Below are 25,859 nucleotides of genomic sequence, written 5' to 3' on the forward strand. Positions count from 1 at the left end.
CCCCCGCCCCCCCCCCCCCCCCCCCCCCCCCCCCCCCGGGGACGGTGTGCGCACCGCGCTCAGGCACGGTCGACCGCGTAGGCCTCCACGCCCCGCAGGGCGTTCCCGTCCCGCTCGCCCTGCACCCTTACGAAGCGCGTGTCCGGCGCGTCCATGCGCACCGGTTCCGCGTCTCCCCCCTCGCCCCTGCCGGAGGCCACGGCCGCCTCCCGCCAGGTGCGGCCGTCCGCCGACACCTGCACGCGGTAGCGGTCCGCTCCCCGCCCGTCCTGCTCGCCGTCCTGACCGTCCCGCCAGTGGAGCACCAGGCGCCCCAGCCGCACGGGCCGGGCCAGCTCCAGCTGCCGGGCGCCCCCGCCCTCGGAGCTCAGGGCCGCGCCGCGCGCCAGGTCCGGGCCGCCGGCCGGCGGATAGGCCCGTACGGTCAGGGTCCGCTCCTGTTCGCCGAGGCGGACCGGAACGGTGAAGGTGCGGGCCGGGCCGCCCGCCGGGACCGTGAGCTCGATCCGGGCCGTGGCCACCCCGCCGCGCGCCACGGCCACCTCGGCGGGGGCCTTGACCGAGACACCCTCGGGCGCCTTCACGGTGAGCTTCTCGCGGACCTCCTCCGGCCGCCGGTTGATCATGCGGACGTCCACGGCCGCCGGGCGCCCGCCCAGCTCGGCCTCCGCCTCCGTGCGCGTGAGCTCCACGTCGGCCGACGGCGTGTCCGCGAACCAGGGGGCGATCTCGTGGACGGGCGGCGGCGTGCCGCCCCCTTCCCACACCACCCGCAGCGCGTCCGCCCGCACCCCCTTGCCGGGCAGCTGCGTCCACCCGCCGTCCGACACCGCGCCCAGCGGCTGCCACCCCTTGGCGACGTCGCGCGCCCAGACCGCGCCGCGCGCGCCCGGCGCGGGCGCCGTGAGCACGGTGACGGCCGTCAGCGGCCGCGGCCCCTCCAGCCGTACGGTCAGCGGCTCGCCCGCGGCGGGCGTCAGGGTGGTGGCCGGGTCGCCGTCGGTGGCCCGCCCCGCGGTGCGCACCGGGCGGTCCACGCCCGTCCAGCCGTTCGCGCGCGCCAGGGCCTGGTCGAGGAAGGGGGTGAGCACGCCCTTGCCGACCGTCACCGGGCTGTCCTTGATCCGCCCGCGCAGCCGCTGCACGTCCAGCTGGGCCCGCCAGGCCTCCGCGCCGTCGCCGCGCGCCTGGGCGAGCAGCATGTCCAGCGCGCGCGTGCCCGCCTCGCCGTGCCGCGCGAGCTGCTCCAGCCACGGGCCCACCTCGCCGCCGTAGGTCCCCGACAGGCGCTGCTGGGCTTCCCGCATGGTGGCGAAGGCGGACCGCAGCCGGCCCGCCGCCTCGTCCCGCGCCTTGGCGTCCGTGCCCGACATGGCGGTCCAGAACGCGTCCAGCAGCGGGCGCAGGTACGCCGACTCGGTGCCGCCGAGCACCGAGGAGGCGTCGTTGCCCGCCAGCGCCCGCAGCGCCTCCCGGGTGCGCGGGTCCGGCCCGGCCAGGTCGTCGACGGCGGCCCGCCACGACTGCTCGGGGCGGTAGCCGCGCGGGTTCCACGCGTAGTCCGCCGCGGTGAAGAGCGGGATGCGCGAGACGGCGGGCTGCGAAGAGGCGTTGGCCAGCAGTGCGGCGGAGCCCGTCGCGACGGCCGGCTCCCGCCCGGTGTACGGCCCGAGGAAGATACGGTCCTGCGCGAAGTCGTTGACCGGGTAGTTGTCCATCGTCACCAGCGGGTGGCCGAAGGCGGCGCGCGCGTCGGACAGTTCACCGCCGGTGATGGTCTTCGGCACCACCCCGACGCCCGTCCAGGCCACCTCCACGCTCGGGTCGAGCCGCTCCGCGAGCGCCCGCCGGAACGCCGTCCGCCCGTCCTGGTAGTACTCGGTCGGCAGCAGCGACAGCGGGGCCGCCTCCGGGCCCTTGGCCGCCAGATGCGCCGCCAGCGCCCCCGCGACCTTCGCCTGCGCCTTCGCCGCCGCCTTCGGCCCCGAGCCGAACTCGTCCGCGTCCGCCCCGCAGTGCCACTCGCTGTAGCTCACGTCCTGGAACTGCAGCTGGAAGGCGCGGAAGCCCAGCGCCCACATGCCGTCCACCTTGCGCTTGAGGTCGCGCAGGTCCCCGGCCGAGGAGAAGCACATCGACTGCCCCGGCGTCACCGCCCAGGCCAGCGTCACGTGGTTGCGGCGGGCCCGCTCGGCCAGCGCCCGGAAATCCTCGCGCTGGGCCGCGGGGTAGGCGGCGCGCCAGCGGGCCTGCCGGTACGGGTCGTCGCCCGGCGCGTACAGGTACCGGTTCTGCTTGGTGCGGCCCATGAAGTCCAGCTGCGCCAGCCGCTGCTCGCGCGACCACGGCTCCCCGTAGAAGCCCTCGGACAGGCCCCGCACCGCCGTGCCCGGCCAGTCGCGGACCACTGCGCCGGCGAATCCCCTCGCGCCGCCGCGCTCCACCGCCAGCTGCCGCAGCGTCTGCGCCGCGTGGAAGAGCCCGTCGGGACCCGTGCCCGCGAGCGCGGCCGTCGGCCGGCCCGCCACCTCGCCGGTCGCCAGCCGGTACCCGCCGGAGGGCAGGTCCCCGGCCTCCGGTGCGCCCAGCGCCCGCAGCGCCTCCTCCGCGCCCCGCCCGCCCGCGTAGACGATCAGGCCGCGCGGGGGCGGCGTGCCGCCCGGGGCCGCGTCCACGACCGTCCGCGCGCCCGCGCCGCGCAGGATCCCGCGTAGCGCCTCGATCGCGTACGGATCGGTGCCCGGCTCGGCCATCAGGGTGACCTCTTCGCCCACTTGGGCGTACGACCCGAGGGCGCGCGAGGCCTGCGGCCGCGGCCACACCGGCGGCAGGGCGCCCTCGCCCTGCGGATCGGGCGCGGCAGCGGCGGCGTCGCCGGGCCGGGGCGCCGCGACGGTGCCGGGCGCGCCCGCCAGCAGTCCGCCCAGCAGGGCCGCCGCGAGGACGGTGACCCCGGCGCGCCGGGGGCGCGCGGGCCCGTGGCCGCCGGGTGAGGAGTCGCTGCCCCGGAAGTGCACGGCCGTCTCCCTCGCCCCTAGGTGCTTCCGACGGGGGCGAGCCCATCACCAGCCGCAGGGCGTGTCAACGCACGTGACCGAAGTGCCTGTATTGCCCGGCGCGTCGACTGCGAAAGCCGAACGTCCGCGGGTGAACGGGAATTCGAGTGGTGTCCCGCGGCCCGGCGGCGGGTACGGCCTTCGGCACGGACACCTGCGGAGGTGGTGATGGCCGAGGTGCAGATGGCCAGGGCGCGGCTCGCCGCACTGCACGGCATCGCGACGTCGTACAGCCCCGCCCCCGGCCGCAGCGTCGGCGTGCCCGAGGAGACGGTCGTCGCGATCCTCGCCGCCCTCGGCGTCGACGCCTCCACGCCCGGCTCCGTGCGCGACGCCCTGGCCGCCCACGAGGACGCCGCCCGCCGCAGGCTGCTGCCCGGCACGGTGGTCCTGCGCGCCGGGCGCGGCGCGCTGCCCGCCCTGCCACCGGGCACGGAGGCGTGCGTGGAGACGGAGGACGGAGCGGTCGTCGTCCTGGACCTCGCGCGGGGCGCCCCCGGGGCGAGCGCGGCCGGCGCGGACGCGGCGGCGGTGGGCGAGCCCGGGGCGTACGCCCTCGGCGCGCTCCCGCTCGGGACGCACCTGCTGCGCGCCCACGCACCCGACGGCCGGACCGCCGCCGCGCCCCTGATCGTCGCCCCGGACCGGCTGCCCGCCCCGCCCCGCCGCGGCCACGGCTTCCTCGTCCAGCTCTACTCCCTGCTCTCGGCCCGCTCCTGGGGCATGGGCGACCTCGGCGACCTGGCCGCCCTCGCCGACTGGTCCGGCCGCGCTTTCGGCACGGACTTCCTCCAGGTCAACCCCCTGCACGCCGCCGTCCCCGGCGCGGGCGGCGCCCCCACCGACCCCTCGCCCTACCGGCCCTCCTCCCGCCGCTTCCCCGACCCCGTCCACCTGCGCGTCGAGGACGTGCCCGAGTTCGCGCTGCTCACCGGCGAGCGCCGCGAGCGCGCCGAGCGGCTCCTCGGCCGGGCCGCCGCCCTGCGCGACGCCGTCCTCCACAAGGGCGAGCTCATCGACCGCGACGCCGTCTGGGAGCTCAAGCGGCGCGCCCTGGAGCTCGTCCGCACCGTGCCGCTCGCCCCCGCCCGCCTCGCCGCGTACGAGGCCTTCCGCGCCGGGCAGGGCCGTGCCCTGGAGGACCACAGCACCTGGTGCGCGCTCGCCGAAGTGCACGGGCCGCACTGGCGCGCCTGGCCCGGCGGCCTGCGCGACCCCCGCTCGGCGGACACCGCCCGCGCCCGTACCGCCCTGGCCGGCCGCATCGACTTCCACAGCCGCCTCGCCTGGCTCACCGACGAGCAGCTCGCCGCCGCCCAGCGCACCGCCAAGGCCGCCGGGATGCGCCTCGGCCTCGTCCACGACCTCGCCGTCGGCGTGCACCCCTCCGGCGCGGACACCTGGGCGCAGCAGGACGCCTTCGCCGCCGGCATGTCCGTCGGCGCGCCCCCCGACGCCTTCAGCCCCCGCGGCCAGGACTGGGGCCTGCCGCCCTGGCGCCCCGACGCCCTGGAGGCCTGCGGCTACCGCCCCTACCGCGAGCTGCTGCGCGGCCTCCTGCGGCACGCGGGCGGCCTGCGCATCGACCACGTCATGGGCCTGTTCCGGCTGTGGTGGGTGCCGCAGGGCGCGGAGCCCACCGAGGGCGCGTACGTCCGCTACGACCCCGAGGCGATGCTCGGCGTCCTCGCCCTGGAAGCCCACCGGGCCGGAGCCGCGGTCGTGGGCGAGGACCTCGGCACGGTCGAGCCAGGAGTCCGCGAGGCGCTGGCCGAGCGCGGCGTGCTCGGCACGTCGGTGCTGTGGTTCGAGCGGGACTACGCACGGGCCCCCGCGGCAGGCGGGGAGGCCGCTCCCGCACCGCCGCTGCGGCCGGAGCAGTGGCGCACCGGCTGCCTGGCCACCGCCACCACCCACGACCTGCCCAGCACCGCCGCCCGCCTGAGTGGCGACCACGTCGCCCTGCGGCACCGGCTGGGCCTGCTCACCCGCCCGCTCGACGAGGAGCGGCGGGAGGACGCGCGGGAGGTGGGGGAGTGGCTGGAGCTCTTCCGGCGGCTCGGCCTGCTGCCCGAAGGGCCCTGCGACGAGGAGAGCGCCGTCCTGGCCGTCCACCGCTACCTGCTGCGCACCCCCGCCCGCCTCGTCGGCGTCTGGCTGCCGGACGCCGTCGGGGACCGCCGCCCGCAGAACCTCCCCGGCACCTGGGACCAGTACCCGAACTGGCGGCTGCCCGTCGCCGGCCCCGACGGGCGGCCGCTGACCCTGGAAGAGCTCGCGGCCTCGCCCCGGCTCGGGGCCCTGATGGCGGAGGTGAGGGCCGCGGCGGAGCCGTAGCCCCACCCCCGGGCGCGCGGGTCTCTTACGCTCCCGATATCTTGAGGCCGTGAGCACTAAGAACAAGAACGCCGTGCGAGCCGGTGCCATCTCGGCCGGCACGCTGCTGATGCTGCTGATGTCGTCCCCCGCGTTCGCGCTCACCCGCGACGACGGTGACGACCCGGGTCCGGGCCTGAGCGTGGCCAGCACGCTCGGCCTCTACGTCGCCGCGCCGATCGTCCTCTTCCTGGTGATCGCCGGCCTCACGATGGTCGCCGCCAGGCACTCGGACAACCCGCACACCGTCGACACCCACCACCCGCGCACGCGATAGCCTGCACGATCTTCTTCAGCCCGGTGCCCCCGGTCCTTCTGGACCGGGGGCACCGGGCTTTTTCGCGTGTGCTCCGCCTGTCTTCCGCGTGTGTTCCGCCCCTCATTCCGGAGCGGGGGATTTCGCTTTACGGGTCGTTTAACCTACGGTGTCGTAACCTACGGAACCGTAAGTGCGATCATCCCCTCAGGAGCCGTCCGTGACCATCGCCCCCCTCCGCCACCACGCCCGGGCCGTATGGAGCGACAGCCGCCTGCTGTACGCCCTCGAAGAGGTCGTCGAGACCGAGCTCAACCGGCACCTGAAGGTCGCCAAGGAGTGGATGCCGCACGAGTACGTGCCCTGGAGCGACGGGCGTAACTTCGACGGCATCATGGGCGGCGAGGCCTGGGCCCCCGAGCAGTCCAAGGTCACCGACATCGGGCGCACCGCGCTGGTGGTCAACCTCCTCACCGAGGACAACCTCCCCAGCTACCACCACGAGATCGCCCAGCTCTTCGGCCGCGACGGCGCCTGGGGCACGTGGGTGCACCGCTGGACGGCGGAGGAGGGCCGGCACGGCATCGTCATGCGCGACTACCTGCTGACCTCGCGGGCCGTCGACCCCGTCGCCCTGGAGCGGTTCCGGATGTCGCACATGAGCGAGGGCTTCGAGTCCGACAACCGGCACAGCATGCTGCACTCGGTGGCCTACGTCGCCTTCCAGGAGCTCGCCACCCGCATCTCCCACCGCAACACCGGCCACCACTCCGGTGACCCCGTCTGCGACCGGATGCTCGCCCGCATCGCCACGGACGAGAACCTGCACATGGTCTTCTACCGCAACCTGCTCGGCAAGGCGTTCGAACTCGCCCCGGACCAGACGATGTCCGCCGTCCGCGACGTCGTCGTCAACTTCCGCATGCCCGGCCACGGCATCCCCGGCTTCGAGCGGGCCGCGGCCCAGATGGCGATCGGCGGCATCTACAACCTGCGCATCCACCACGACGACGTCCTGCAGCCGGTCCTGCGCTTCCTGAAGGTCCTGGAGATCACGGGCCTGGGCCCGGACGGCCTCCGCGCCCAGGAGGAACTGGGCCTGTTCATGAACGGCCTGGACGACCAGGCCACGAAGTTCGACGAGCGGCGCGCGGCATTGCTGGCCCGCCGCGCCGCCCGGGCCGAGCAGGCCTGAGGCCAGGCAACGGGTTCAAGGGTGCCCGCACCTTTGATTCCGCCGCGACGGCGATCAGCCACAGCGGTGGCAATCGGCGGTGCCGGGCTCACCTGAGCCCGTACGGCACCAGGGGCGCCGGGGGGCACCGCGAACAACCGAGGGTGCCCCCGGCTCGGGCGAGCCGGGGGCACCCTCGTGCGCTTCGCGCAGCGCGCGCTAGCTCGCCGCGGCCGCGTCGGCCGCCTGGGCGCGCAGGGCGCGCTCCACGCCCGAGCGGGACTCCAGCACCAGGCGCCGCAGCGCGGCGTTCGGCTCGGCGGAGGAGAGCCACGCGTCCGTCGCGTCCAGGGTCTCCTGGGAGACCAGGAGCGCGGGGTAGAGCCCGATCGCGATCTGCTGGGCGATCTCGTGGCTGCGGCTCTCCCACACGGGCTTGACCGCGGCGAAGTACTTCTCGGCGTACGGCGCGAGCAGCTCCCGCTGGTCCGCCTGGACGAAGCCGCCGATGACGGCCTCCTGCACGGCGTTGGGCAGGGCGGCCGACTCGACGACCGCCTTCCACGCGGCTTCCTTCGCCTCGGCCGTGGGCCGGGAGGCCCGCGCCGCCGCGGCGTACCGCTCGCCGGCGGACGTCCGGTCCCGCTCCAGCTCCGCCGCGATCGCGGCCTCGTCCGCGTGCCCGGTGGCCGCGAGGCGGCCGAGCAGGGCCCAGCGCAGCTCGGTGTCGACGGCGAGGCCGGCGATCTCCTCGGTGCCGTCGAGGAGCCCCTGCAGCAGGGCGAGCTGCTCGTCCGTGCGGGCGGTGGCGGCGAACGCACGGGCCCAGGCGAGCTGGTGGTCGCTGCCCGCCTCGGCGGACTTCAGGTGCTCCAGGGCCGCCTCGGTCCACCGGGCGAGACCGGTGGCACGCCACTCGGGCGCGGCGTACAGGTCGAGGGCCAGCTTCACCTGCCGCTGCAGGGACTGCACGACGCCGATGTCCGACTCCTTGGCGATGCCGGACAGGACGAGCGCGAGGTAGTCGCGGGCGGCGAGCTCGCCGTCGCGCGTCATGTCCCACGCGGAGGCCCAGCACAGGGCGCGCGGCAGGGACTCGGTGAAGTCGCCGAGGTGCGCGGTGACGGTCGCGAGCGACTGCTCGTCGAGGCGGACCTTGGCGTAGGACAGGTCGTCGTCGTTGAGGAGGACGACGGCCGGGCGGGGCTTGCCGGCGAGCGCGTCGACGGGGGTGAGCTCGCCGTCGACGTCGAGCTCGATCCGCTCCTTGCGGACGAGCTTGCCGTCCTCCAGCTCGTAGAGGCCGACGGCGATGCGGTGCGGCCGCAGCGTCGGCTCGCCCTTGGCGCCGGCGGGCAGAGCCGGGGCCTCCTGGCGGACGGCGAAGGACGTGATGACGCCGGAGGCGTCCGTCTCGATCTCCGGGCGCAGGATGTTGATGCCGGCGGTCTCCAGCCACAGCTTCGACCAGGTGGTCAGGTCGCGCCCGGAGGTCTCCTCCAGCGCGCCGAGCAGGTCGGTCAGGCGGGTGTTCCCGAAGGCGTGCGCCTTGAAGTACGCCTGGACGCCGCGGAAGAACGCGTCCTCGCCCACGTAGGCGACGAGCTGCTTCAGCACGGACGCGCCCTTGGCGTAGGTGATGCCGTCGAAGTTGACGAGCACGTCGTCCAGGTCGCGGATCTCGGCCATGATCGGGTGGGTGGACGGCAGCTGGTCCTGCCGGTACGCCCAGGTCTTCATGGAGTTGGCGAACGTGGTCCACGCGTGGGGCCACCGCGAGCCCGGGGCGGAGGCCTGGCAGGCGATCGAGGTGAAGGTGGCGAACGACTCGTTCAGCCACAGGTCGTTCCACCACTCCATGGTGACCAGGTCGCCGAACCACATGTGGGCCAGCTCGTGGAGGATGGTCTCGGCGCGCCCCTCGTACGCGGCGTCCGTGACCTTCGAGCGGAAGACGTACTGGTCGCGGATGGTGACCGCGCCCGCGTTCTCCATCGCGCCCGCGTTGAACTCCGGCACGAACAGCTGGTCGTACTTGGGGAACGGGTAGGGGTAGTCGAACTTCTCCTCGAACCAGTCGAAGCCCTGCTTCGTCACGTCGAAGATGTGGTCGGCGTCCAGGAACTCGGCCAGCGAGGGGCGGCAGTAGATGGCCAGCGGAATGCTGCGGCCGTCCTTCTCGTACGCGCTGTGCACGCCGTGGTACGGGCCGGCGATCAGGGCCGTGATGTACGTGGAGATCCGCTGGGTCGGCTCGAAGCGCCAGATGTTGTCGGCGGGCCGCTCGGGGGTCGGCGAGTTGGAGATGACCGTCCAGCCCTCGGGCGCCTTCACGGTGAAGGTGAAGACGGCCTTCAGGTCGGGCTGCTCGAAGGAGGCGAAGACGCGGCGCGCGTCCGGCACCTCGAACTGGGTGTACAGGTAGGCCTGCTCGTCGACCGGGTCGACGAAGCGGTGCAGGCCCTCGCCCGTGTTGGTGTAAGCGCAGTCGGCGACGACCTTCAGTTCGTTGCGGCCGGCCACCAGGCCGGGCAGCGCGATCCGGCTGTCCGCGAACACCTCGGCCGGATCGAGCGCCGTCCCGTTCAGCACGACCTCGTGCACCGCGGGCGCCACCAGATCGATGAACGTCTCGCCCGCCTCGGCCGCGTCGAACCGCACCACGGTCTCGGAGCGGTAGGTGCCCCCCTCCTGCGCGCCGGAGAGATCGAGGTCGATCTCGTACGCGTCGACGGTCAGCAGGCGAGCCCTCAGCTGCGCCTCTTCGCGGGTCAGATTCGTTCCAGGCACCTGGGCATCTCCTTAACTTCGCGACTTTCCGGCCATCCTTCCACGTGGGGTGTCCCAGGAACACCGAACATCACAAGGGCCGGGCACCCGGAGGGTGCCCGGCCCGTGCGGCCCCGTGCGACGGCGTCAGCCGCGCAGCTCCGCGGCGACCAGCTCCGCGATCTGCACGGCGTTGAGCGCCGCGCCCTTGCGCAGGTTGTCGTTGGAGAGGAACAGCGCGAGGCCGTGCTCGACGGTCTCGTCACGGCGGATGCGGCCCACGTAGGAAGCGTCCTTGCCGGCGGCCTGCAGCGGGGTGGGGATCTCCGAGAGCTCCACGCCCGGGGCGTCCTTCAGCAGCTCGTACGCGCGCTCGACGCTGACCGGGCGCTCGAAGCGGGCGTTGACCTGCAGCGAGTGGCCGGAGAAGACGGGGACGCGGACGCAGGTGCCGGAGACCTTGAGGTCCGGGATCTCCAGGATCTTGCGGGACTCGTTGCGCAGCTTCTGCTCCTCGTCCGTCTCGAAGCGGCCGTCGTCCACGATCGAGCCGGCCAGCGGCAGCACGTTGTAGGCGATGGGGCGCTTGTAGACGCCGGGCTCGGGGAACTCGACGGCCTCGCCGTCGTGGGTGAGCTCCGCGGCCCGCTCGCCGACCGAGCGGACCTGGCCGTCGAGCTCGGCCACACCGGCGAGGCCGGAGCCGGAGACGGCCTGGTAGGTGGTGGCGATCAGGGCGGTCAGCCCCGCCTCCTCGTGCAGCGGGCGCAGCACGGGCATGGCGGCCATGGTGGTGCAGTTCGGGTTGGCGATGATGCCCTTGGGGCGGTCCTTGACCGCGTGCGGGTTCACCTCGGAGACGACGAGGGGGACCTCGGGGTCCATGCGCCAGGCCGAGGAGTTGTCGATCACGACGGCGCCCTGGGCGGCGACCTTCTCGGCCAGCGCGCGGGAGGTCGCGCCGCCGGCGGAGAACAGCACGATGTCCAGGCCGCTGTAGTCGGCCGTCGAGGCGTCCTCGATCGTGATCTCCGTGCCCTGCCAGGGGAGGGTGGACCCGGCGGAGCGCGCCGAGGCGAACAGGCGCAGTTCGCCGACCGGGAAGGCCCGGTCGGCGAGGATCTTGCGCATGACTCCGCCGACCTGCCCGGTGGCTCCGACGATTCCGATCCTCATGAGGGCTCCCTACTCATGTACATCACATACATCAATGCAACCTGCTGCCAGGGACGTCCCTCCTGGCACGCCGGTTCCATCATGTGGTCACACCCGTACCAAAAGTCCAATCCTTTGCCGGGTGTGCGACGGGGAGCCGGGCGGTACGGGAAATCTTCAGCCCAGGCGCAGGTCGGCCCGGACATCCTCCGGGCGGGCGGTCGCGGGGCCCGCGGCGACCCGCACCCGGGCGGTCGCCGTCCCGCCGTCCGCCCGGCACACCAGGGTGTACGTCCCGGCGGCCGGGGCGGCGAGCGCGAAGCGGCCTTCGCCGTCGGTGACGGCGGCGACGTCGGGCAGCGGGACCGGCCCGTCGGCGAAGGCCACGCGGGCGCCGGCGACGGGCGCGCCCGCGGCGTCGCGGACCGTGCCGCGGATGACGCCGGCGGGCGCGGAGGGGGTGCTCATGCGGATCGGGTCACGCCTTCCCTATGGGTCATGCCTTTCCGGCGGGTCACGCCTTCCAGGCCGCGAAGTTGTCGTACACCGGCCTGGTGATCCGGGTCCCGGAGTTCACCCGGGCCCCGCCGTACGCGTGGACGGCGAACCCGTACCGGTCGTTGCCGATGATGCGGTAGACGGAGCTGCCGCTCTGCCCGCCGAAGGTGTCGATGTCGTAGTACACCTTGCGCGGGCCCACCGAGTCGATGCGGCGCGCGTCGTACCAGAGCGTGGCGTACGGCTTGTCGGCCGGATAGCCGGCGATGTTGCCGGTGACCTGGAGCAGATCGGCGTCGGACCAGACGCCGAAGCCGAACCAGCCGGTCTGCGCGCCCAGGTCCGAGGGCAGGATGATCGCGCCGTAGTCGAAGTTCTCGTCGCCGCTGCCCGTCCAGCCGGTCACCGACCGGAAGCTGGTGCTGACGATCGGCCCGTAGCAGACCGTGCTGCCGTTGCGCCCGGGCCACACCTTGATGCTGCGGACCCAGCCGTCCCGTCCGGGCACGCCGCTGTTCTTGATGAAGACGACGTGCCCGGCGGTGGCGATGGTGTGCGGGCCGATGAACCAGCCGGTGCCCAGCCAGGCGCTGCCGTCGGCGGCCGTGATCTCCAGGAAGCAGTGCACGCGCCAGGGGTAGACGCAGGTGTTGGTGATCTGCACCCGGTCGTCGGGCCCGTGGACGGTCTCCGGGCCGGCCGGGGGCCCGAAGGAGGCCTCGCCGATGTCGCGGAGGGGGCCGCCGAAGCCGTCGTCGGCCTCGGGCGCCTCCGGCAGCCGGTAGCCCTCGACGGGCTCGGTGCCCGTGGAGCTGCCCGGGGCGGGCTCGCCGCCCGTGCCCGTGCCGGGCTGCTGGAGGACGGGCTGCCCGTCGGCGGGGAGCAGGTCCGCCGCGGGGTCGCTGGAGACGGGGGTGTGGGGGTCCTGTGGCATGGCGGAACCGTCCCTTCGACGGCAAGGTCCGCAGACCGCATCGAATAGGGCATAAGTGCACCCTGCGCCGAATCTCCTCCGGGAATCCGGGCCACGGTAGGGGCGTGCAGGGGCGCACGAGCAAGCGCTCGAAGCGCGAAAGGGGCGGGCGCCCATACCGCGCGCCCGCCCCTGGTCCTCTCGTGCGTCAGCGGTCAGCCGACGACCTTCTCGATCTTCACGCTGCCGTTCCCCGCGACCGTCCCGGCCGCGTTGACCAGCTGCACGTCCCCGAAGAACGAGCGGCCCTCCGGAGCCGCGCCCGCCACCACGACCTCGGCCGTGACCTGCGCGGACTGCCCGGCGCCGAGCTTGACGGCCGCGCCGTCGGCGACCTTGATCTCACCCAGCGAGGGGGCGAAGAACACGTCGCGGTAGTCGTAGGCGGTCGAGCCCGCGGGCACCGAGTAGCCCGTGACCTCGACGGTGTACTCGCCCGCCGCCGGCTTGGTCAGGCTCACGAGCTCGTCGGAGCCGCCGCTGGTGGAGGAGCCCACGGCCTTGCCGTCCTTGTAGACGGTCAGGTCCAGGTCCGCCTTGGCGTCGGCGGTGGCGCCGATCGCCGCGTCGAAGCGGGTGACGCCGGCCCCGAGCGTGACCTTGGTGACCTGCTTCTCCCCCTCCTTGATCTCCGGCCGGGCGATCTTCGAGGAGCCCAGCTGGCCGCCCTTGAGCTTGCCCTCCAGCGCGGCGAAGCCGTTGACGGCCTTCCAGGAGACGGCGGCCGGGGTGCCGACCTTCGCCTCGGGGACGGTCTGCGTCGCCGGGTCGAAGGTGACGCCGAGCGCGGTGGCCGTCAGCGCGTAGGGGTTCTCCAGCAGCGGCGAGGTGCGCCGCGATTCGACCTCGATCTCCCAGACGCCCGGCAGCGGGTTGGCGTAGCTGCGCAGGTCCGGACGGCACTTGTTGTCCGGGTTCGGGTAGTTCGGGTAGCAGTTGACGGTCGAGGTCGGGTCGACCGGCACGCCGTACGGGTTGATCGCGATGAACCGCGTCTGGCTGTCCTTGGCCAGGCCGCCGAGCGCGACCTCCAGCGTCTTGGCGCCCTTCGGCACGCTGACGAAGTACGAGGTGGAGGCGTTGCGCACGGCCGTGGCGGTCTTCTTGACCACGTAGGACGGCGCGGCGACCGGCTCCGCGGCGACGACGGTCGTGAGGACCTGCTTGTCGATGCCCTCGGTGCGGTCGTCGTCCACGGTCAGGATCGCGCTGTGCAGGCCGGCCGTCTTCGCCTTCGCCTTGACCTTGACGGTCACGGGCTTGTTCAGCGGCAGCTTGACCTCGTCGTCACCGGCGAGCTTGAAGGTGCCGTCGTTGTTGCGCCACTTCAGCTCGTGCCACACGGCCTTGTCGGGCCCGGAGGTGCGGGTGACCGTCACGTCGTAGGTACGACTCTCGCCGGCCTTCAGGCCGCCCTCGCGGTCGTAGAGGCCGGTGCCGAAGCCCGGGGTCTTGAGCGCGGCGGACAGCGCGGTGGAGACGGGAGCCTTCACGGTGTAGTCGTGGGCCGTGGCGCGGTGGCGCAGCGCCTCCCAGGCGTCCTCGATGTTGATCAGGCCGGAGCCCTGCTCGTAGGCCTGCGCGCCCTTGATCTGCTTGGCGGTGCTGGTGAGCGCCGTGCGCAGGTCGGCCGGGGTGAGCTTCATCCTGCTCTGCTTGGCGGCCGAGATCAGCAGCGCGGAGGCGCCGGCGGCCTGCGGGGAGGCCATCGAGGTGCCCTGCAGCATGCCGTAGCCGGGCGGCAGGTCGTAGCCGGACTCCTTGACGGGGGCGCCCGGCTCCCAGGTCGGCGTGGTGTTGACCGACGCGCCCGGGGCGGTGATCGTCGGGGTGAAGCCGCCGTCCTCGCGCGGGCCGCGGGAGGAGAAGGGCATCATCGCGTACTTGGTCTTCACCTCCGAGCCGTAGTTGGCCGCCCAGGTCTCCTTGGAGACGGACGCGCCGACGCTGATGACCTTGTCGGCCAGGCCGGGGTCGCCGATGGTGTTGGCGCCGGGGCCGCTGTTGCCCGCGGAGATCACCAGCTGCACGCCGTAGGTGTCGATGAGGCGCGTGTAGAGCTCGGAGCGGGCGTTGTTGCCGTCGTTGAGCGCCGGGAGGCCGCCGATCGACATGTTGACGATGTCGACGCCGCGGTTGACCACGAGGTCGATCATGCCCTCGGTCAGGGCGACGTTGGTGCAGCCGCCGCTCCAGGTGCAGGCGCGCGAGGAGACGAGCTTGGCGCCCGGGGCGGCGCCGTTCATCTTCCCGCCGAAGAGGCCGTGGGCCGCGGTGATGCCCGCGACGTGCGTGCCGTGCTCGGACTCGATGACGCCGATGCTGACGAAGTCGGCCTTCTTGCCGACCCAGTCGCCGCCCTTCGGGTCCATCGGCACGTCCTTGCGGACCTGCACGACGAAGGGGATGCGCTCGGCGATCGCGGTGTCGGGGTTGTCCTTGCCGAAGTACCCGACCTGGAAGCCGTCCTTGTAGGGCTTCATCTCCTCGTCGTTGCCGAAGTCGGCGTCGTCGCCGAGGTCGACGCGGACGGTGCCCTTGGCCTTGTCGTAGAGGACGGCCCAGGAGTCGGTGGTGTCGCCGTCCCGGTTGAGGTCGCCCTTCATGTCGCCGCCGGCGGTCGCGTTCTCCCGGAAGAGGGCCACCTGGTAGGGGCCGTTGCCGGGCACCGAGTAGCTGCGGCCGTTGAAGGAGAAGGACGGGCCGGAGACGTCGGCCGTCATCGGCAGCCAGGTGCCGTCCTGGTCGGTGAGCGGGTCGGTCGCGGTGACCCAGTCGACGATCTTGCGCTCGCCGGTGGTGGTCTTCTGCAGCGCCGGGTGGCCCAGGTCGATGCCCGAGTCGAGGATGCCGATGGTCACGCCCCGGCCGTCGGCCTTCGGGTGGTCCTCGGTGAAGTCCACGGCGCCGGTCTCGAAGGCCGGCTGGTAGGGGTTCTTCGCCGGGGTGTCCTTGCCCGGCGCGGGGAAGCTGCCGGCCTTGGCGCCGCGGGCGCCCTCGGCGGCGTCGGCGCGCGGCGTCGGGTCCGGGAGCTTGATCTCCTGCTTGAGGTCGATGCCGTGCACCGAGGCGAGCTTCTGGGCCTCGGAGATGGCGGCGTCGGCCTTGGGTGTGGGGACGGTGGCGCGGACGTAGCCGAGCTTGTCGTCCGTGCGCCCCACCGACGCGCCCTTGATGGCACCGAGCTTGCCGGCGACCTGGCCGGTCTGCCCGGGCGCGGTGGCGATCATCATCGTGACCGTCTTGTCGCCGCCGGCCTTGGCCCCGGCGAGCAGGGCGGCGTCGTGCGAACCGAGCTTGTCCGCGGGCGACTTGACCGGGCCCGGGGCGGGCAGGGGCTCGTCGGCGAAGGCGGACGCGGCGCCGGCGGCCGTGAGGGCGGCCACGAGGGAGGCCGCGACGGCTATTCGGGCCGCGCGTCTTGCGCCGCCGGGGCGCGTGTTACGGGATTCGGGGGTCATGTCCATCCCTGGCTTGACGTGAAAGTGCCGCTGAACAGCGGGCGTCCGGAAATCGGAGCCGGATGACCGATCACTTTTATGGAAGTGACGGGGGTTTGGGGAGAGTTGTCGGAGAGGGAACGTAAGGATGGCGTAAACCCGCCAGGCTCCAGTCGGGAGGAAGTGTGACGGAGGCCGTGAAGCGGTCAGAGGCGTTCCCGCAGCTCAGAGGCTGTAGGGCAAACGGACTACAGCTCCGGCCCCAGAACCTGCCCAGTGTTCCACCCGAGAGTGAACGCTGAGTGAGCGTCAGTCCGCCAGGGGACGAGTGCTGTATGTCCGTTCGCATTCGCCAAGATCGATGTGCGGTGATCGGCGGCGGCCGTTGCGGCCGCGTTCACGCCCAGGTCACCCCCGCTGCCAACGATCCTCGGTAGGAAGGAGCGCCACCGCGGCGCTCCGCAGCCCGTAGCCCGCTTCAGCCCGCTTCGCGTTCGCACTCGGGGAGACCGCTATGCACCGCAGATCAGACAGATCCGCAGACGCCCGCCTCGACCGCCGTACGTTCCTCGCGGCAGCGGGGGCCGTGACCACCGCCACGGGCATCGGCCTGGCCCTGGGGGCGGACCCGGTGCCGGCCGCCGCCCAGCCGCTGGATCCGGGCCCGGGCGCGCCGGGAGCGGCGCAGGCCGCCTCGGCGAGCGCGGACGCCGCCGCCGTGGCCGGCCCCAACGGCGCCGGGACCACCCTCGTCTCGGTGGCCGCCCCCCGCGGCACCGCCGGCTACCGCCGCCTCGGCGATGGCCCCGGCTGGCCCCGGCAGGTGCGCGCCGAGCTGGCCGCGGCGCAGCGCGGCCGCGAGGACCGGCGCACGACGCTCGCCTCCTTCGTGCAGTTCACCGACCTGCACCTGACGGACGTGCAGCACCCGCTGCGCTACGAGTTCTTCCGGTCGGGCGAGCCCGGCGCGTGGCGCCCGCACGAGGCGCTGACCCTGCCCGGCGTCGTCTCGCTCATCGAGCGCGTCAACAAGCTCCGGCACGGTCCCGCGACCGGCGCGCCCCTGTCCTTCGTCATCACCACCGGCGACAACGGCGACGAGAACGCGCGCATCGAGGTCGAGTGGTTCCTCACCGCCATGAGCGGCGGCCGCGCGACCCCCAACACCGGTGACCCGCGCCACTACGAGGGCGTGCAGAACAGCGGCCTGAAGCTCTTCTGGCAGCCCGAGAGCGCCGTGCGCGACCAGGACAAGCAGGCGGGCTTCCCGCGCATCCCCGGCTACCTCGGCGCCGCCACCCGCCAGGTCAACAGCCCCGGCCTCAACGTCCCCTGGTACTCCACCTACGGCAACCACGACGGCCTCTCCGGCGGCTGCTACCCGGCCGCGGGCACCTTCATCGCCGAGGCCGCGACCGGCAACAAGAAGCTCCAGACCGTCTCCGCCGCCGAGGCCAAGTGGCTGATGGAGGGCGAGTCCAAGGGCGTCGACCCCAAGGGCAAGCGCATCGAGGCCCTGCTGAAGGCGCACCGCAAGGAGATGCGCACCGTCACCGCCGACCCCCGGCGCGTGCCGCTGACCGCCCGGCAGTACGTGGCCGCGCACCTCGACCCGCGCTACAAGGGCCGCGGCCCCGTCGGCCACGGCTACACCCGCGACAACCTCGACTCGGGCGACCTCTACTACTCCTTCAGGATCTCCGACAAGGTCATCGGCATCAGCCTCGACACCACCGACCCCGGAGGCCACTACCAGGGCTCGCTGGGCACCGGCCAACTGCGCTGGCTGGAGCGCACCTTGAAGCGCTACGCGGACAAGTACGCGCTCGTCTTCAGCCACCACCCCAGCTGGAGCATGGACAACCTGACCCCCGACCCGACCCACCCCGGCGAGGACCGCCACGACGGCAACGAGCTGATCGCCGTCCTGCAGGACCACAACAACGTCCTCGCCTGGATCAACGGTCACAGCCACCGCAACCGGATCCGCCCCCGCGGCACCTTCTGGGAGATCGCCACCGCCTCGCACGTCGACTACCCGCAGCTCGCGCGCGTCATCGAGGTCGCGGACAACCACGACGGCACGGTCTCGCTGTTCACCACGCTCATCGAATCCGCGGCCCCCTACCGCACCGACTTCGGCGACCTCTCCCAGACAGGACTCGCCTCCCTCTACCGGGAGCTGGCCTTCAACGCCCCCGGCAACGACACCTCCCTGGCCGGCGCGCCCGCCGACCGCAACACCGAGCTGCTGCTCTCCCGGCGCTGACGCCGGGACCGGGCGGCGGGGCCCGCCCCGCAGGCCCGGGGCGGTCACCTGGGCAGCACCACCAGATACGCGGCGGGGTCGCGGTCGGCCGACGCCATCAAAGCGGTGCGGACCACCGCGGCCTGCTGCTCGGGGGTCTCGCGCAGCTTCTTCGGCGTGATGTGCACGACCATGACCCCGAGCCGCTCCAGGTGCTCCCGCTTGCGGAACTGCGCCGACCACACCGCGTCGTCGTCCTGCCGCGGCGTCCGCGAGTCGATCTCCACCGCCACGCTGTGCTCCGGCCAGAACGCGTCCACCCGGCCCAGGCACGGCCCGCCCGGCAGCCGCAGGTCCACGTTCCACAGCGGCGCGGGCAGCTGGTGGTCGCGCACCAGGTCGTAGAGCCGGCCCTCGGCGACGGCCCGGCCCTCGGCCAGCAGCGTGTCCACCGCGTCCACCACGTGCGCCCGCCCCAGCAGCCGCGCCCGCGTCAACTCCTTGACGACGGCGGCCGCCTCGCAGTGACCCCCGCGCACCGCCTCCGCCAGCAGCCGGCGCACCGTGGAGGCGTCGGTGAGCTGGGCGACGGTGTCGGCGACCGCCCGCGCGACCGGCGCCACGGGCACCCCCGTCAGCATCTGCGGGTGCGGCAGGGCGTGGGCCCGCGTGATCCGTACGAAGCCGGACGCGCGCAGCCGGCGGGTGCGCGGCACGAGCACGTCGATGTGGTCGAGGGCGAGCAGCGGGGGCACGGAGGTGAACCGGTGCAGGGCGAGCGCCGCCGCACCGGTGATCATCGCGGGCCCGTAGGGGCCGGCCGCCGCCTCCCGGGCCGCGGCGGTGGCGGTGGCGGGGCCCGGCTGGACGGGCGGGCCCTGGGTGCGCGGGACCGTGTACAGCAGGGCGGCGTGCAGCCGCTCCTCGCTGGTGGCGGGCCCCGTGCGGAGCAGGAAGACGCCGGGCAGCAGCTGCTGCCAGGGGCCGCCGGGGCGGCAGCGCTCCCCGGCGGCGGGTCCGGACACACCGTGTTCGCGCAGCTGACGTGCTGTCATGACACGGTGACGGACGTCGGAGAGGTGGTGCAGGGGGCGCGGGGAGAGAGGGGTGTCGGAGTTCATGCCCGGCAGGTTCCCGCGTCCGCGGCGGGCCCTAACCCGGTGTTACATGCCCGTCGACAATTCAGGACAACGCCGCCCTAAAGTACGGGTGTTCGAGGGGGCCGGTCGGCCTTGGGCCGGCCCCGCCACCCGCTTGTCCCGGACGGGACGCTGTCTTCACCCGGCGGGCGGCGTCCGAGTCTCTCTCCCGCAGCGGCGGGAACCCGAACCGGCGTGCCCGGCGGTGCCGGACGGACCTCGGCCGGGGCGAGGGCGCCCGGCCGCGGGGTCACCCCGCAGCCGGACCGTACCCCCGCCCCCGCGGACTTACTCCGCTGCCGCGTCCCGCTCCTGCGCCCGCAACGCGCGAGCCAGGTCGTCCCGCGCCTCCAGCACGAGCCGCCGCAGCGCCGCGGGCGCGTCCGCGTGCTCCGCGAGCCACGCGTCGGCCGCACCGAGGGTGCGGGAGTCGTCCTGCAGCATCGGGAAGAGCCCCCGCACGACGGCCATCGCGTACTCGATGGACCGCTCGCGCCAGATGCCCTCGATCACCGCGAAGTAGCGCTCGGCGTACGGTGCGAGGAGTCCGCGCTGGCCCGGCTGGTCGAAGCCCGCGATCGTGGCCTCGGCCAGGGCGTTGGAGAGCGTGTCGGAGACGACGACCGCCTGCCACGCCTGCTCCTTCACCTCCGCGGAGGGACGGGAGGCCAGGCAGCGGACGCGGTGCCGCTCGCCGGAGGCGGTGTTGTCGCGGGCGAGCTCCGCGCCGATCGCCGCCTCGTCGGCCGCGCCCCGCGCCGCCGACGCGGCCAGGAAGGCCCAGCGCAGCTCCTGGTCCACCTCCAGCCCGTCGATCTTCGCGGAGCCGTCCAGCAGACCGCCCAGCAGCTGCAGGTCGGAGGGGGAGGAGGCCAGCTGGGCGAAGAAGCGCGCCCACGCCAGCTGGTGGCCGCTGCCGGGCTCGGCGACCCGCAGCTCGCGCAGCGCGCCCTCGGCGAGGAGACGGCCGCCCTCCTCGCGCCACGCGGGCGCCGCGTAGTGGACCAGGGCCGTGCGCGCCCACGCCTGCAGCATCTGCAGCACGCCGACCTCGCTCTCCGCGCCCGCGAACCGCTCGACGAGGGAGAGGAAGTCGCGGGCGGGCATCAGCCCGTCGCGGGTGAGGTTCCACAGCGCCGACCAGCACAGGGCGCGCGCCAGCGGGTCCACGAGCTCGCCGAGGTGGGCGCGCAGCGTCGCCAGCGAGCCCTCGTCGAAGCGGACCTTGCAGTAGGTCAGGTCGTCGTCGTTGACCAGGATCAGCTCCGGGCGCTCGGCTCCGGCCAGCTCGGCCACGACCGTGCGCGGGCCCGCGACGTCCACCTCGGTGCGGGCGTAGCGCACGAGCGCGCCGCCGGCCTCGCGCCGGTAGAGGCCGACAGCCACGCGGTGCGGGCGCAGCTCGGGGTGTGCGGGCGCGGCCTCCTGCAGGATCGCGAGCTCGGTGATCCGGTCGGCGGAGTCGTACGTCGCGAGCGGCGTGAGGGAGTTGACGCCCGCGGTCTGCAGCCAGGAGCGCGCCCAGGCGGCCATGTCCCGGCCGGAGGTCTCCTCCAGCACCTCCAGCAGGTCGGTCAGGCGGGTGTTGCCGAAGGCGTGCCGCTTGAAGTAGCGCCGGGCGCCTTCCAGGAAGGCGTCGCGCCCGGCGTAGGCGACGAGCTGCTTGAGGACGGAGGCGCCCTTGGCGTAGGTGATGCCGTCGAAGTTGAGCTTGGCCTCCTCCAGGTCGTGGATGTCGGCCGTGACCGGGTGGGTGGAGGGCAGCTGGTCGGCGCGGTACGCCCAGGCCTTGCGGCGGTTGGCGAAGGTGATCCAGCCGTTGGTGAAACGGGTCGCCTCGACCATCGAGAAGGTCCCCATGAAGTCGGCGAAGGACTCCTTGAGCCACAGGTCGTCCCACCACTCCATGGTGACCAGGTCGCCGAACCACATGTGCGCCATCTCGTGCAGGATGACGTTGGCCCGGCCCTCGTAGGAGGTCTGCGTCACCTTGCCGCGGAAGACGAACTCCTCGCGGAAGGTCACGAGCCCCGGGTTCTCCATCGCGCCGAGGTTGTACTCGGGCACGAACGCCTGGTCGTACTTCCCGAACGGGTACGGGTAGTCGAAGTGGTCGTGGAAGAAGTCCAGGCCCTGCTTGGTGACGGTGAAGATGTCGTCCGCGTCGAAGTGCCGGGCCAGGCCCTTGCGGCACAGTGCGCCCAGCGGGATCTCCAGGACGCTGCCGTCGGGCAGCTTGCGGCTGTAGTGGTCGCGGACCACGTGGTACGGGCCGGCGACGACCGCCGTGATGTACGTGGAGATCGGCAGCGTCGTGGCGAACCGCCAGGTGGCGGCGGACGGCGCGACGGGCTCGGGCTCGCCCGCCTGCGCGCCGTTGCCCAGCACCGTCCAGCCGGCCGGCGCGGTCACCGTCAGGGCGAAGGGCGCCTTGAGGTCGGGCTGCTCGAAGGTGGTGAAGACCCGGCGCGCGTCGGCCGGCTCGTACTGGGTGTAGAGGTAGACCTCGCCGTCCTCGGGGTCCTCGAAGCGGTGCAGGCCCTCACCGGTCCGGCTGTACGCGCACTGCGCGTCCACGACCAGCACGTTCTCGGCGGCCAGGTCCGCGAGCGCGATCCGCGAGCCGTCGAAGACGTCGGCCGGGTCCAGGGCGCGGCCGTTGAGCGTGACGGCCGTGACGGCGGGCGCCAGCAGGTCCGCGAACGTCGCCGCGCCGGGCTCGGTGCAGCGGAAGCGCACGGTGGTGACCGAACGGAACGTCCGGTTCTCCTGTCCCGTCCCCACCGCGGACCGCAGGTCGAGGGCCACCTCGTAGGCGTCCACCGCCAGCAGCCGGGCCCGCTCGCGGGCCTCCTCGCGGGTCAGGTTCTCACCGGGCACGTCGGGACTCCTTCGGCTGGAGGGTGTGTCTTGGGCGACAGCGGAATCATGGCACGGGGTGTCTTTGTTGAAACGGCGACCGAATCACCCTTCTGAGGAGATCTGCGTGACCGCCGTGGAGAAGACCCCCGCCGACTTCTGGTTCGACCCGCTGTGCCCCTGGGCCTGGATGACCTCGCGCTGGATGCTGGAGGTCGAGAAGGTCCGCCCGGTCGAGGTGCGCTGGCACGTGATGAGCCTGGCCGTCCTCAACGAGAACAGGCTCGACGAGGTGCCCGCGGAGTACCGCGAGGACATGCGGCCCGGCGGCCGCGCCTGGGCGCCGGTGCGGGTGTGCATCGCCGCCGAGCAGAAGTTCGGCAGCGAGGTCCTCGGCCCGCTCTACACGGCCCTCGGCACCCGCTTCCACCACCAGGGCCTGCCCCGGGACCACGCCACGATCGTCGCCGCCCTGGAAGAGGCGGGCCTGCCGGCCGAGCTCGCGGACGTCGCCGGCTCGGACGCCTTCGACGCGGAGCTGCGCGCCTCGCACGAGGAGGGCATCTCCAAGGTCGGCCAGGACGTCGGCACCCCCGTCATCGCGGTGCCGGGCGCCGACGGCGAGCAGATCGCCTTCTTCGGCCCGGTCGTCACGCCCGCCCCCAAGGGCGAGGCCGCGGCGAGACTGTGGGACGGCACGCTGCTGGTCGCCTCCACGCCGGGCTTCTACGAGATCAAGCGCACCCGCACGAGCGGGCCGGTCTTCGACTGAGCCCTCCGGCGCCGTCGGCGGGCGCCTTTGCCCACGCTCCCTTAATGTCCCGGTATGGGGCAGACCGATCTCACCCCGCCGCTGGGCTTCGACGGGAGCCGGGCGGACGGGGACACGCCGGCCGCAGGCCACTACGCGGAGCTGCCCGTACGCCCGTACGACCTGCTGCTGCGCGCGGGCTGCCGGGCCCTGGTCCCGCTGCGGTCCGCACTGGGCCTGCGCCGGGCGGCGGCGGTCCTGCGCCACTACCTGCACGGCACCGGCGCCGCCCACCGCGTGGACGCGGACGCCCTGCTCGCCCTCCCGGCCGTGCGCTCCGCCGCCGGGGAGCAGCTGGACCGCTGGCGCGCCGAGGCCCTGGAGCGGTGGCGCGAGGGGCCCCGTACGGCCGCGGCCTACCCCGCGGACAGCGGCCGGCGCGAGGTGGAGCTCCCGCGGGCGTGGGGGAGCGTGGACTGGCGGCTGGCGCTGGGCGCCTTCGAGTACCGGCTGACGGGCACGGTACGGGTCGCCGCCGACGGCACGACGTCGGCCGACTACCGCTTCGCGGTGTGCACGTGCTGGGACGCCGGCCGGTTCGCCCGCCTGCACGACGTGGGACTCGCGAAGGGGTTCACGGTGACGGGCGAGGCGTTCGGCCACGTATGAGTGAGAGGGCCCCCCCGGTGCGGGGGCCCTCTCCGCCTGCCGCGTGAAGGGTGAGAAGACGATCACGAGCAGGACACCGGGGAATTCCCTGTGGGATTACGGGACCAGCAGCAGGTTGCCGCGCTGCTTGGCGGCCTCGAAGCGCTTCGCCACGTCCTGCCAGTTGACGACGGCCCACATGGCGTCGATGAAGTCGACCTTCTGGTTCTTGTACTGCAGGTAGAAGGCGTGCTCCCAGGCGTCGAAGACCAGGATCGGGACCGAGCCCTGGCCGACGTTGCCCTGGTGGTCGTAGACCTGCTCGACGATCAGCTTGCCGCTGATCGGCTCGTAGGCCAGGACGCCCCAGCCGGAGCCCTGGGTGGTGGCGGAGGCCTTGGTCAGCTGCGCCTTGAACTTGGCGAAGGAGCCGAAGGACTCGGCGATGGCGTCGGCGAGCTCGCCCACGCCGTCCTTGTCGAGGGGCTCGCCGCCGCCGTCGCCGGACATGTTCTGCCAGTAGATGCTGTGCAGGATGTGACCGGAGAGGTGGAAGGCCAGGTTCTTCTCCAGGCCGTTGATGGCGCCCCACTGGTCCTTGTCGCGGGCCTCGGCGAGCTGCTCCAGGGTGTCGTTCGCGCCCTTGACGTACGCCGCGTGGTGCTTGTCGTGGTGCAGCTCGATGATCTTCGCGTCGATCGTCGGCTGCAGCGCAGCGTAATCGTAGGGAAGTTCAGGAAGTGTGTAGATGGCCATGCCGAGCCCTCCGACTGCTTATTGCAATTAACTTGCAGGTAGACGCTACCAGCAAGAGCAACTGACGGGCCGTAAGGGTGGGGGATCTCCTACGAAAGACCGAGGCGGGCTAGGTCCTGAAGATCAGGACCCAGCCCGCCTCGTGGGGGGTGTGGGTGGTGGCCGAAGGGCCCGGGCGCCGGCCGGCCGGCGCCCGCGGTCAGTGCTTCGCGGCCGTCATGCGCTGCCGCACGTAGCCGATGAGGGCGAGGGCGCCCGTCAGGCCGGCGGTGAAGTACAGCTGGATGCGGGTGTCCTCCTCGCGCAGCATCAGCGAGAGGACCGCCACGATCCCGGCCAGGGCCACCCAGGTCAGACCCGGGAAGAGCCACATCTTCACCACGAGCTTCTCCGGCGCCGAGCGCTCCAGCTGCCGGCGCATCCGCAGCTGGGTGACGGCGATGAAGCCCCACACCACGAGCACCGCGGCACCCGTCATGTACAGCAGCCACTTGAAGACGGTGTCGGGCCACCAGTAGCTGAGCAGGACGGCGAAGAAGCCGAAGGCGGAGGAGGCGATCACGGTCAGCCGCGGCACGCCGCCGGTGACCTTGGCCAGGAACCGCGGGCCCTCGCCGCGCATGACCAGGGAGTGCGACATCCGGGAGGCGCCGTAGATGTTGGCGTTCATCGCGGAGAGCAGGGCGACCAGGACGATGACGTTCATGATCTGCCCGGCGGCCGGGATGTCGAGGTGCTTGAGCACCGCCACGTAGGGGCCGTCCGTCAGGAGCGCCTTGTCGTTCCAGGGCAGCACGGTGACGATGACCAGCATCGAGCCGACGTAGAAGAGGGCGATCCGCCACATCGCCGTGCGGACGGCCTGGGCGACGCCCTTGACCGGGTGCTCGGACTCCGCCGCCGCGATCGTCACCGTCTCCAGGCCGCCGTAGGCGAAGACGGAGGCGAGCAGGCCCACGACCAGGCCGTTGGCACCGTTGGGCAGGAAGCCGCCGTGGCCGGTGAGGTTGTCGGAGCCGGGGGCCTCGGTGCCCGGCAGCGCGCCGAAGATGGCGAGGACGCCCAGGACGAGGAAGATGCCGATCGCGGCGACCTTGAGCGCCGCGAACCAGAATTCGAACTCGCCGAAGTTGCTGACCGCCGCGAGGTTCGTCCCGCAGAAGACGGCCATGAAGATCAGGACCCACATCCACGAGGCCGTGGAGGGGAACCAGGACTGCATGATGTGCGCCGCACCGATCGCCTCCACGGCGATGCCCACGCAGAGCTCGACCCAGAACATCCAGCCGGCCGTGAAGCCGGCCCAGGGGCCTATTGCCTTCTCGGCGTGCACGGAGAAGGTGCCCGAGGCCGGGTTGGCCGCGGCCATCTCACCCAGCATCCGCATCACGAGCATCACGAGCAGCCCGGAGACGGCATAGGCGAGCACGATGGCCGGACCCGCCGCGGCGATGCCCGCGCCGGAGCCGACGAAGAGGCCGGCGCCGATGACCCCGCCGAGGGCGATCATCGACAGGTGGCGCTGCTTGAGGCCGTGCGACAGATCCGTGCCGCCCGGCGCCTGGCCATTGACCGCGCGCTCGGGCGCGGAGGACGCAGAAGTCCGAGTCATGGTCGTGTGTGTCCCGTGGGGTGAGAGCGGAAAAGTTGCCTCAGTGTGGGGGTCATGTTCGCCCAGGACAACACCTGTGACAGAGCTGTCCGATATTCAGACGCAGGTATGACTGTGCGTGCCTGACATCTCGCCAGAAGGCGATGGAA

16 protein-coding genes are annotated in these 25,859 nt (G+C 73.1%); 6 read left to right on the forward strand and 10 right to left on the reverse strand.

The genetic code is table 11. The features are described 5' to 3' along the window. Positions 1-59 precede the first annotated feature (59 nt). The gene (locus tag ACSNOG_RS00585) at positions 60-3,017 is read right to left on the reverse strand and encodes a beta-N-acetylglucosaminidase domain-containing protein (protein ID WP_436750486.1); all 2,958 of its coding nucleotides are present in this window, start codon (positions 3,015-3,017) and stop codon (positions 60-62) included. Positions 3,018-3,239: 222 nt separating this feature from the next. On the opposite strand from ACSNOG_RS00585, the gene malQ reads away from it, so the two are divergent. The 3 genes from malQ to ACSNOG_RS00600 all read left to right on the forward strand — a co-directional run bounded on the left by malQ (position 3,240) and on the right by ACSNOG_RS00600 (position 6,883). Next, positions 3,240-5,393 (forward strand): 4-alpha-glucanotransferase, encoded by a 2,154-nt coding sequence (gene malQ, locus ACSNOG_RS00590; protein WP_436750553.1) that lies wholly within the window; start codon positions 3,240-3,242, stop codon positions 5,391-5,393. 109 nt (positions 5,394-5,502) lie between these two features. Further along, entirely contained in the window at positions 5,503-5,709 is a 207-nt protein-coding gene (locus ACSNOG_RS00595; RefSeq protein ID WP_436750554.1) for a hypothetical protein, read from the forward strand. Positions 5,710-5,908: 199 nt separating this feature from the next. Continuing rightward, the gene (locus ACSNOG_RS00600) at positions 5,909-6,883 is read left to right on the forward strand and encodes an acyl-ACP desaturase (protein ID WP_436750487.1); all 975 of its coding nucleotides are present in this window, start codon (positions 5,909-5,911) and stop codon (positions 6,881-6,883) included. Between the two features lie 198 nt (positions 6,884-7,081). Here ACSNOG_RS00600 and pepN (ACSNOG_RS00605) read toward each other — a convergent pair whose 3' ends face one another. The 5 genes from pepN (ACSNOG_RS00605) to ACSNOG_RS00625 form a co-directional block, all read right to left on the reverse strand. Then, positions 7,082-9,652, reverse strand: a complete 2,571-nt coding sequence (gene pepN / locus ACSNOG_RS00605) for an aminopeptidase N (RefSeq protein WP_436750488.1) — start codon at positions 9,650-9,652, stop codon at positions 7,082-7,084. 126 nt (positions 9,653-9,778) lie between these two features. Beyond that, positions 9,779-10,807 carry an aspartate-semialdehyde dehydrogenase gene (locus ACSNOG_RS00610; RefSeq protein ID WP_436750489.1) on the reverse strand — a complete coding sequence of 343 codons (1,029 nt, stop codon included), beginning with the start codon at positions 10,805-10,807 and terminating at the stop codon, positions 9,779-9,781. A gap of 156 nt (positions 10,808-10,963) precedes the next feature. Next, entirely contained in the window at positions 10,964-11,254 is a 291-nt protein-coding gene (locus ACSNOG_RS00615; protein ID WP_436750490.1) for a carboxypeptidase-like regulatory domain-containing protein, read from the reverse strand. A 46-nt stretch (positions 11,255-11,300) separates the two neighbouring features. After that, complete coding sequence (locus ACSNOG_RS00620; RefSeq protein ID WP_436750491.1) at positions 11,301-12,218, reverse strand: trypsin-like serine peptidase; 918 nt, start codon at positions 12,216-12,218, stop codon at positions 11,301-11,303. Between the two features lie 194 nt (positions 12,219-12,412). Beyond that, entirely contained in the window at positions 12,413-15,718 is a 3,306-nt protein-coding gene (locus tag ACSNOG_RS00625; protein ID WP_436750492.1) for a S8 family serine peptidase, read from the reverse strand. Between the two features lie 493 nt (positions 15,719-16,211). On the opposite strand from ACSNOG_RS00625, the gene ACSNOG_RS00630 reads away from it, so the two are divergent. Beyond that, the gene (locus ACSNOG_RS00630; RefSeq protein ID WP_436750493.1) at positions 16,212-17,966 is read left to right on the forward strand and encodes a TIGR03767 family metallophosphoesterase; all 1,755 of its coding nucleotides are present in this window, start codon (positions 16,212-16,214) and stop codon (positions 17,964-17,966) included. A gap of 44 nt (positions 17,967-18,010) precedes the next feature. On the opposite strand, the gene ACSNOG_RS00635 is transcribed toward ACSNOG_RS00630, so the two are convergent. After that, entirely contained in the window at positions 18,011-19,066 is a 1,056-nt protein-coding gene (locus ACSNOG_RS00635) for a hypothetical protein (protein ID WP_436750494.1), read from the reverse strand. 306 nt (positions 19,067-19,372) lie between these two features. After that, positions 19,373-21,964 carry an aminopeptidase N gene (pepN, locus tag ACSNOG_RS00640; RefSeq protein WP_436750495.1) on the reverse strand — a complete coding sequence of 864 codons (2,592 nt, stop codon included), beginning with the start codon at positions 21,962-21,964 and terminating at the stop codon, positions 19,373-19,375. Between the two features lie 106 nt (positions 21,965-22,070). On the opposite strand from pepN (ACSNOG_RS00640), the gene ACSNOG_RS00645 reads away from it, so the two are divergent. Both ACSNOG_RS00645 and ACSNOG_RS00650 read left to right on the forward strand, forming a co-directional pair. After that, positions 22,071-22,715 (forward strand): DsbA family oxidoreductase, encoded by a 645-nt coding sequence (locus ACSNOG_RS00645; RefSeq protein ID WP_436750496.1) that lies wholly within the window; start codon positions 22,071-22,073, stop codon positions 22,713-22,715. Between the two features lie 54 nt (positions 22,716-22,769). Then, the gene (locus tag ACSNOG_RS00650) at positions 22,770-23,363 is read left to right on the forward strand and encodes a hypothetical protein (RefSeq protein WP_436750497.1); all 594 of its coding nucleotides are present in this window, start codon (positions 22,770-22,772) and stop codon (positions 23,361-23,363) included. Between the two features lie 96 nt (positions 23,364-23,459). Here the strand turns inward: ACSNOG_RS00650 and ACSNOG_RS00655 are convergent, their stop codons facing one another. Both ACSNOG_RS00655 and ACSNOG_RS00660 read right to left on the reverse strand, forming a co-directional pair. Continuing rightward, positions 23,460-24,098 (reverse strand): superoxide dismutase, encoded by a 639-nt coding sequence (locus ACSNOG_RS00655; RefSeq protein ID WP_058044431.1) that lies wholly within the window; start codon positions 24,096-24,098, stop codon positions 23,460-23,462. Positions 24,099-24,297: 199 nt separating this feature from the next. Further along, positions 24,298-25,710, reverse strand: coding sequence for an amino acid permease (locus ACSNOG_RS00660; protein ID WP_436750498.1), 1,413 nt, complete (start codon positions 25,708-25,710; stop codon positions 24,298-24,300). Between the last annotated feature and the right edge of the window lie 149 nt (positions 25,711-25,859).

Origin of the sequence: Streptomyces sp. URMC 124 (genome assembly GCF_051386455.1) — a bacterium.
Classification (GTDB): domain Bacteria; phylum Actinomycetota; class Actinomycetes; order Streptomycetales; family Streptomycetaceae; genus Streptomyces.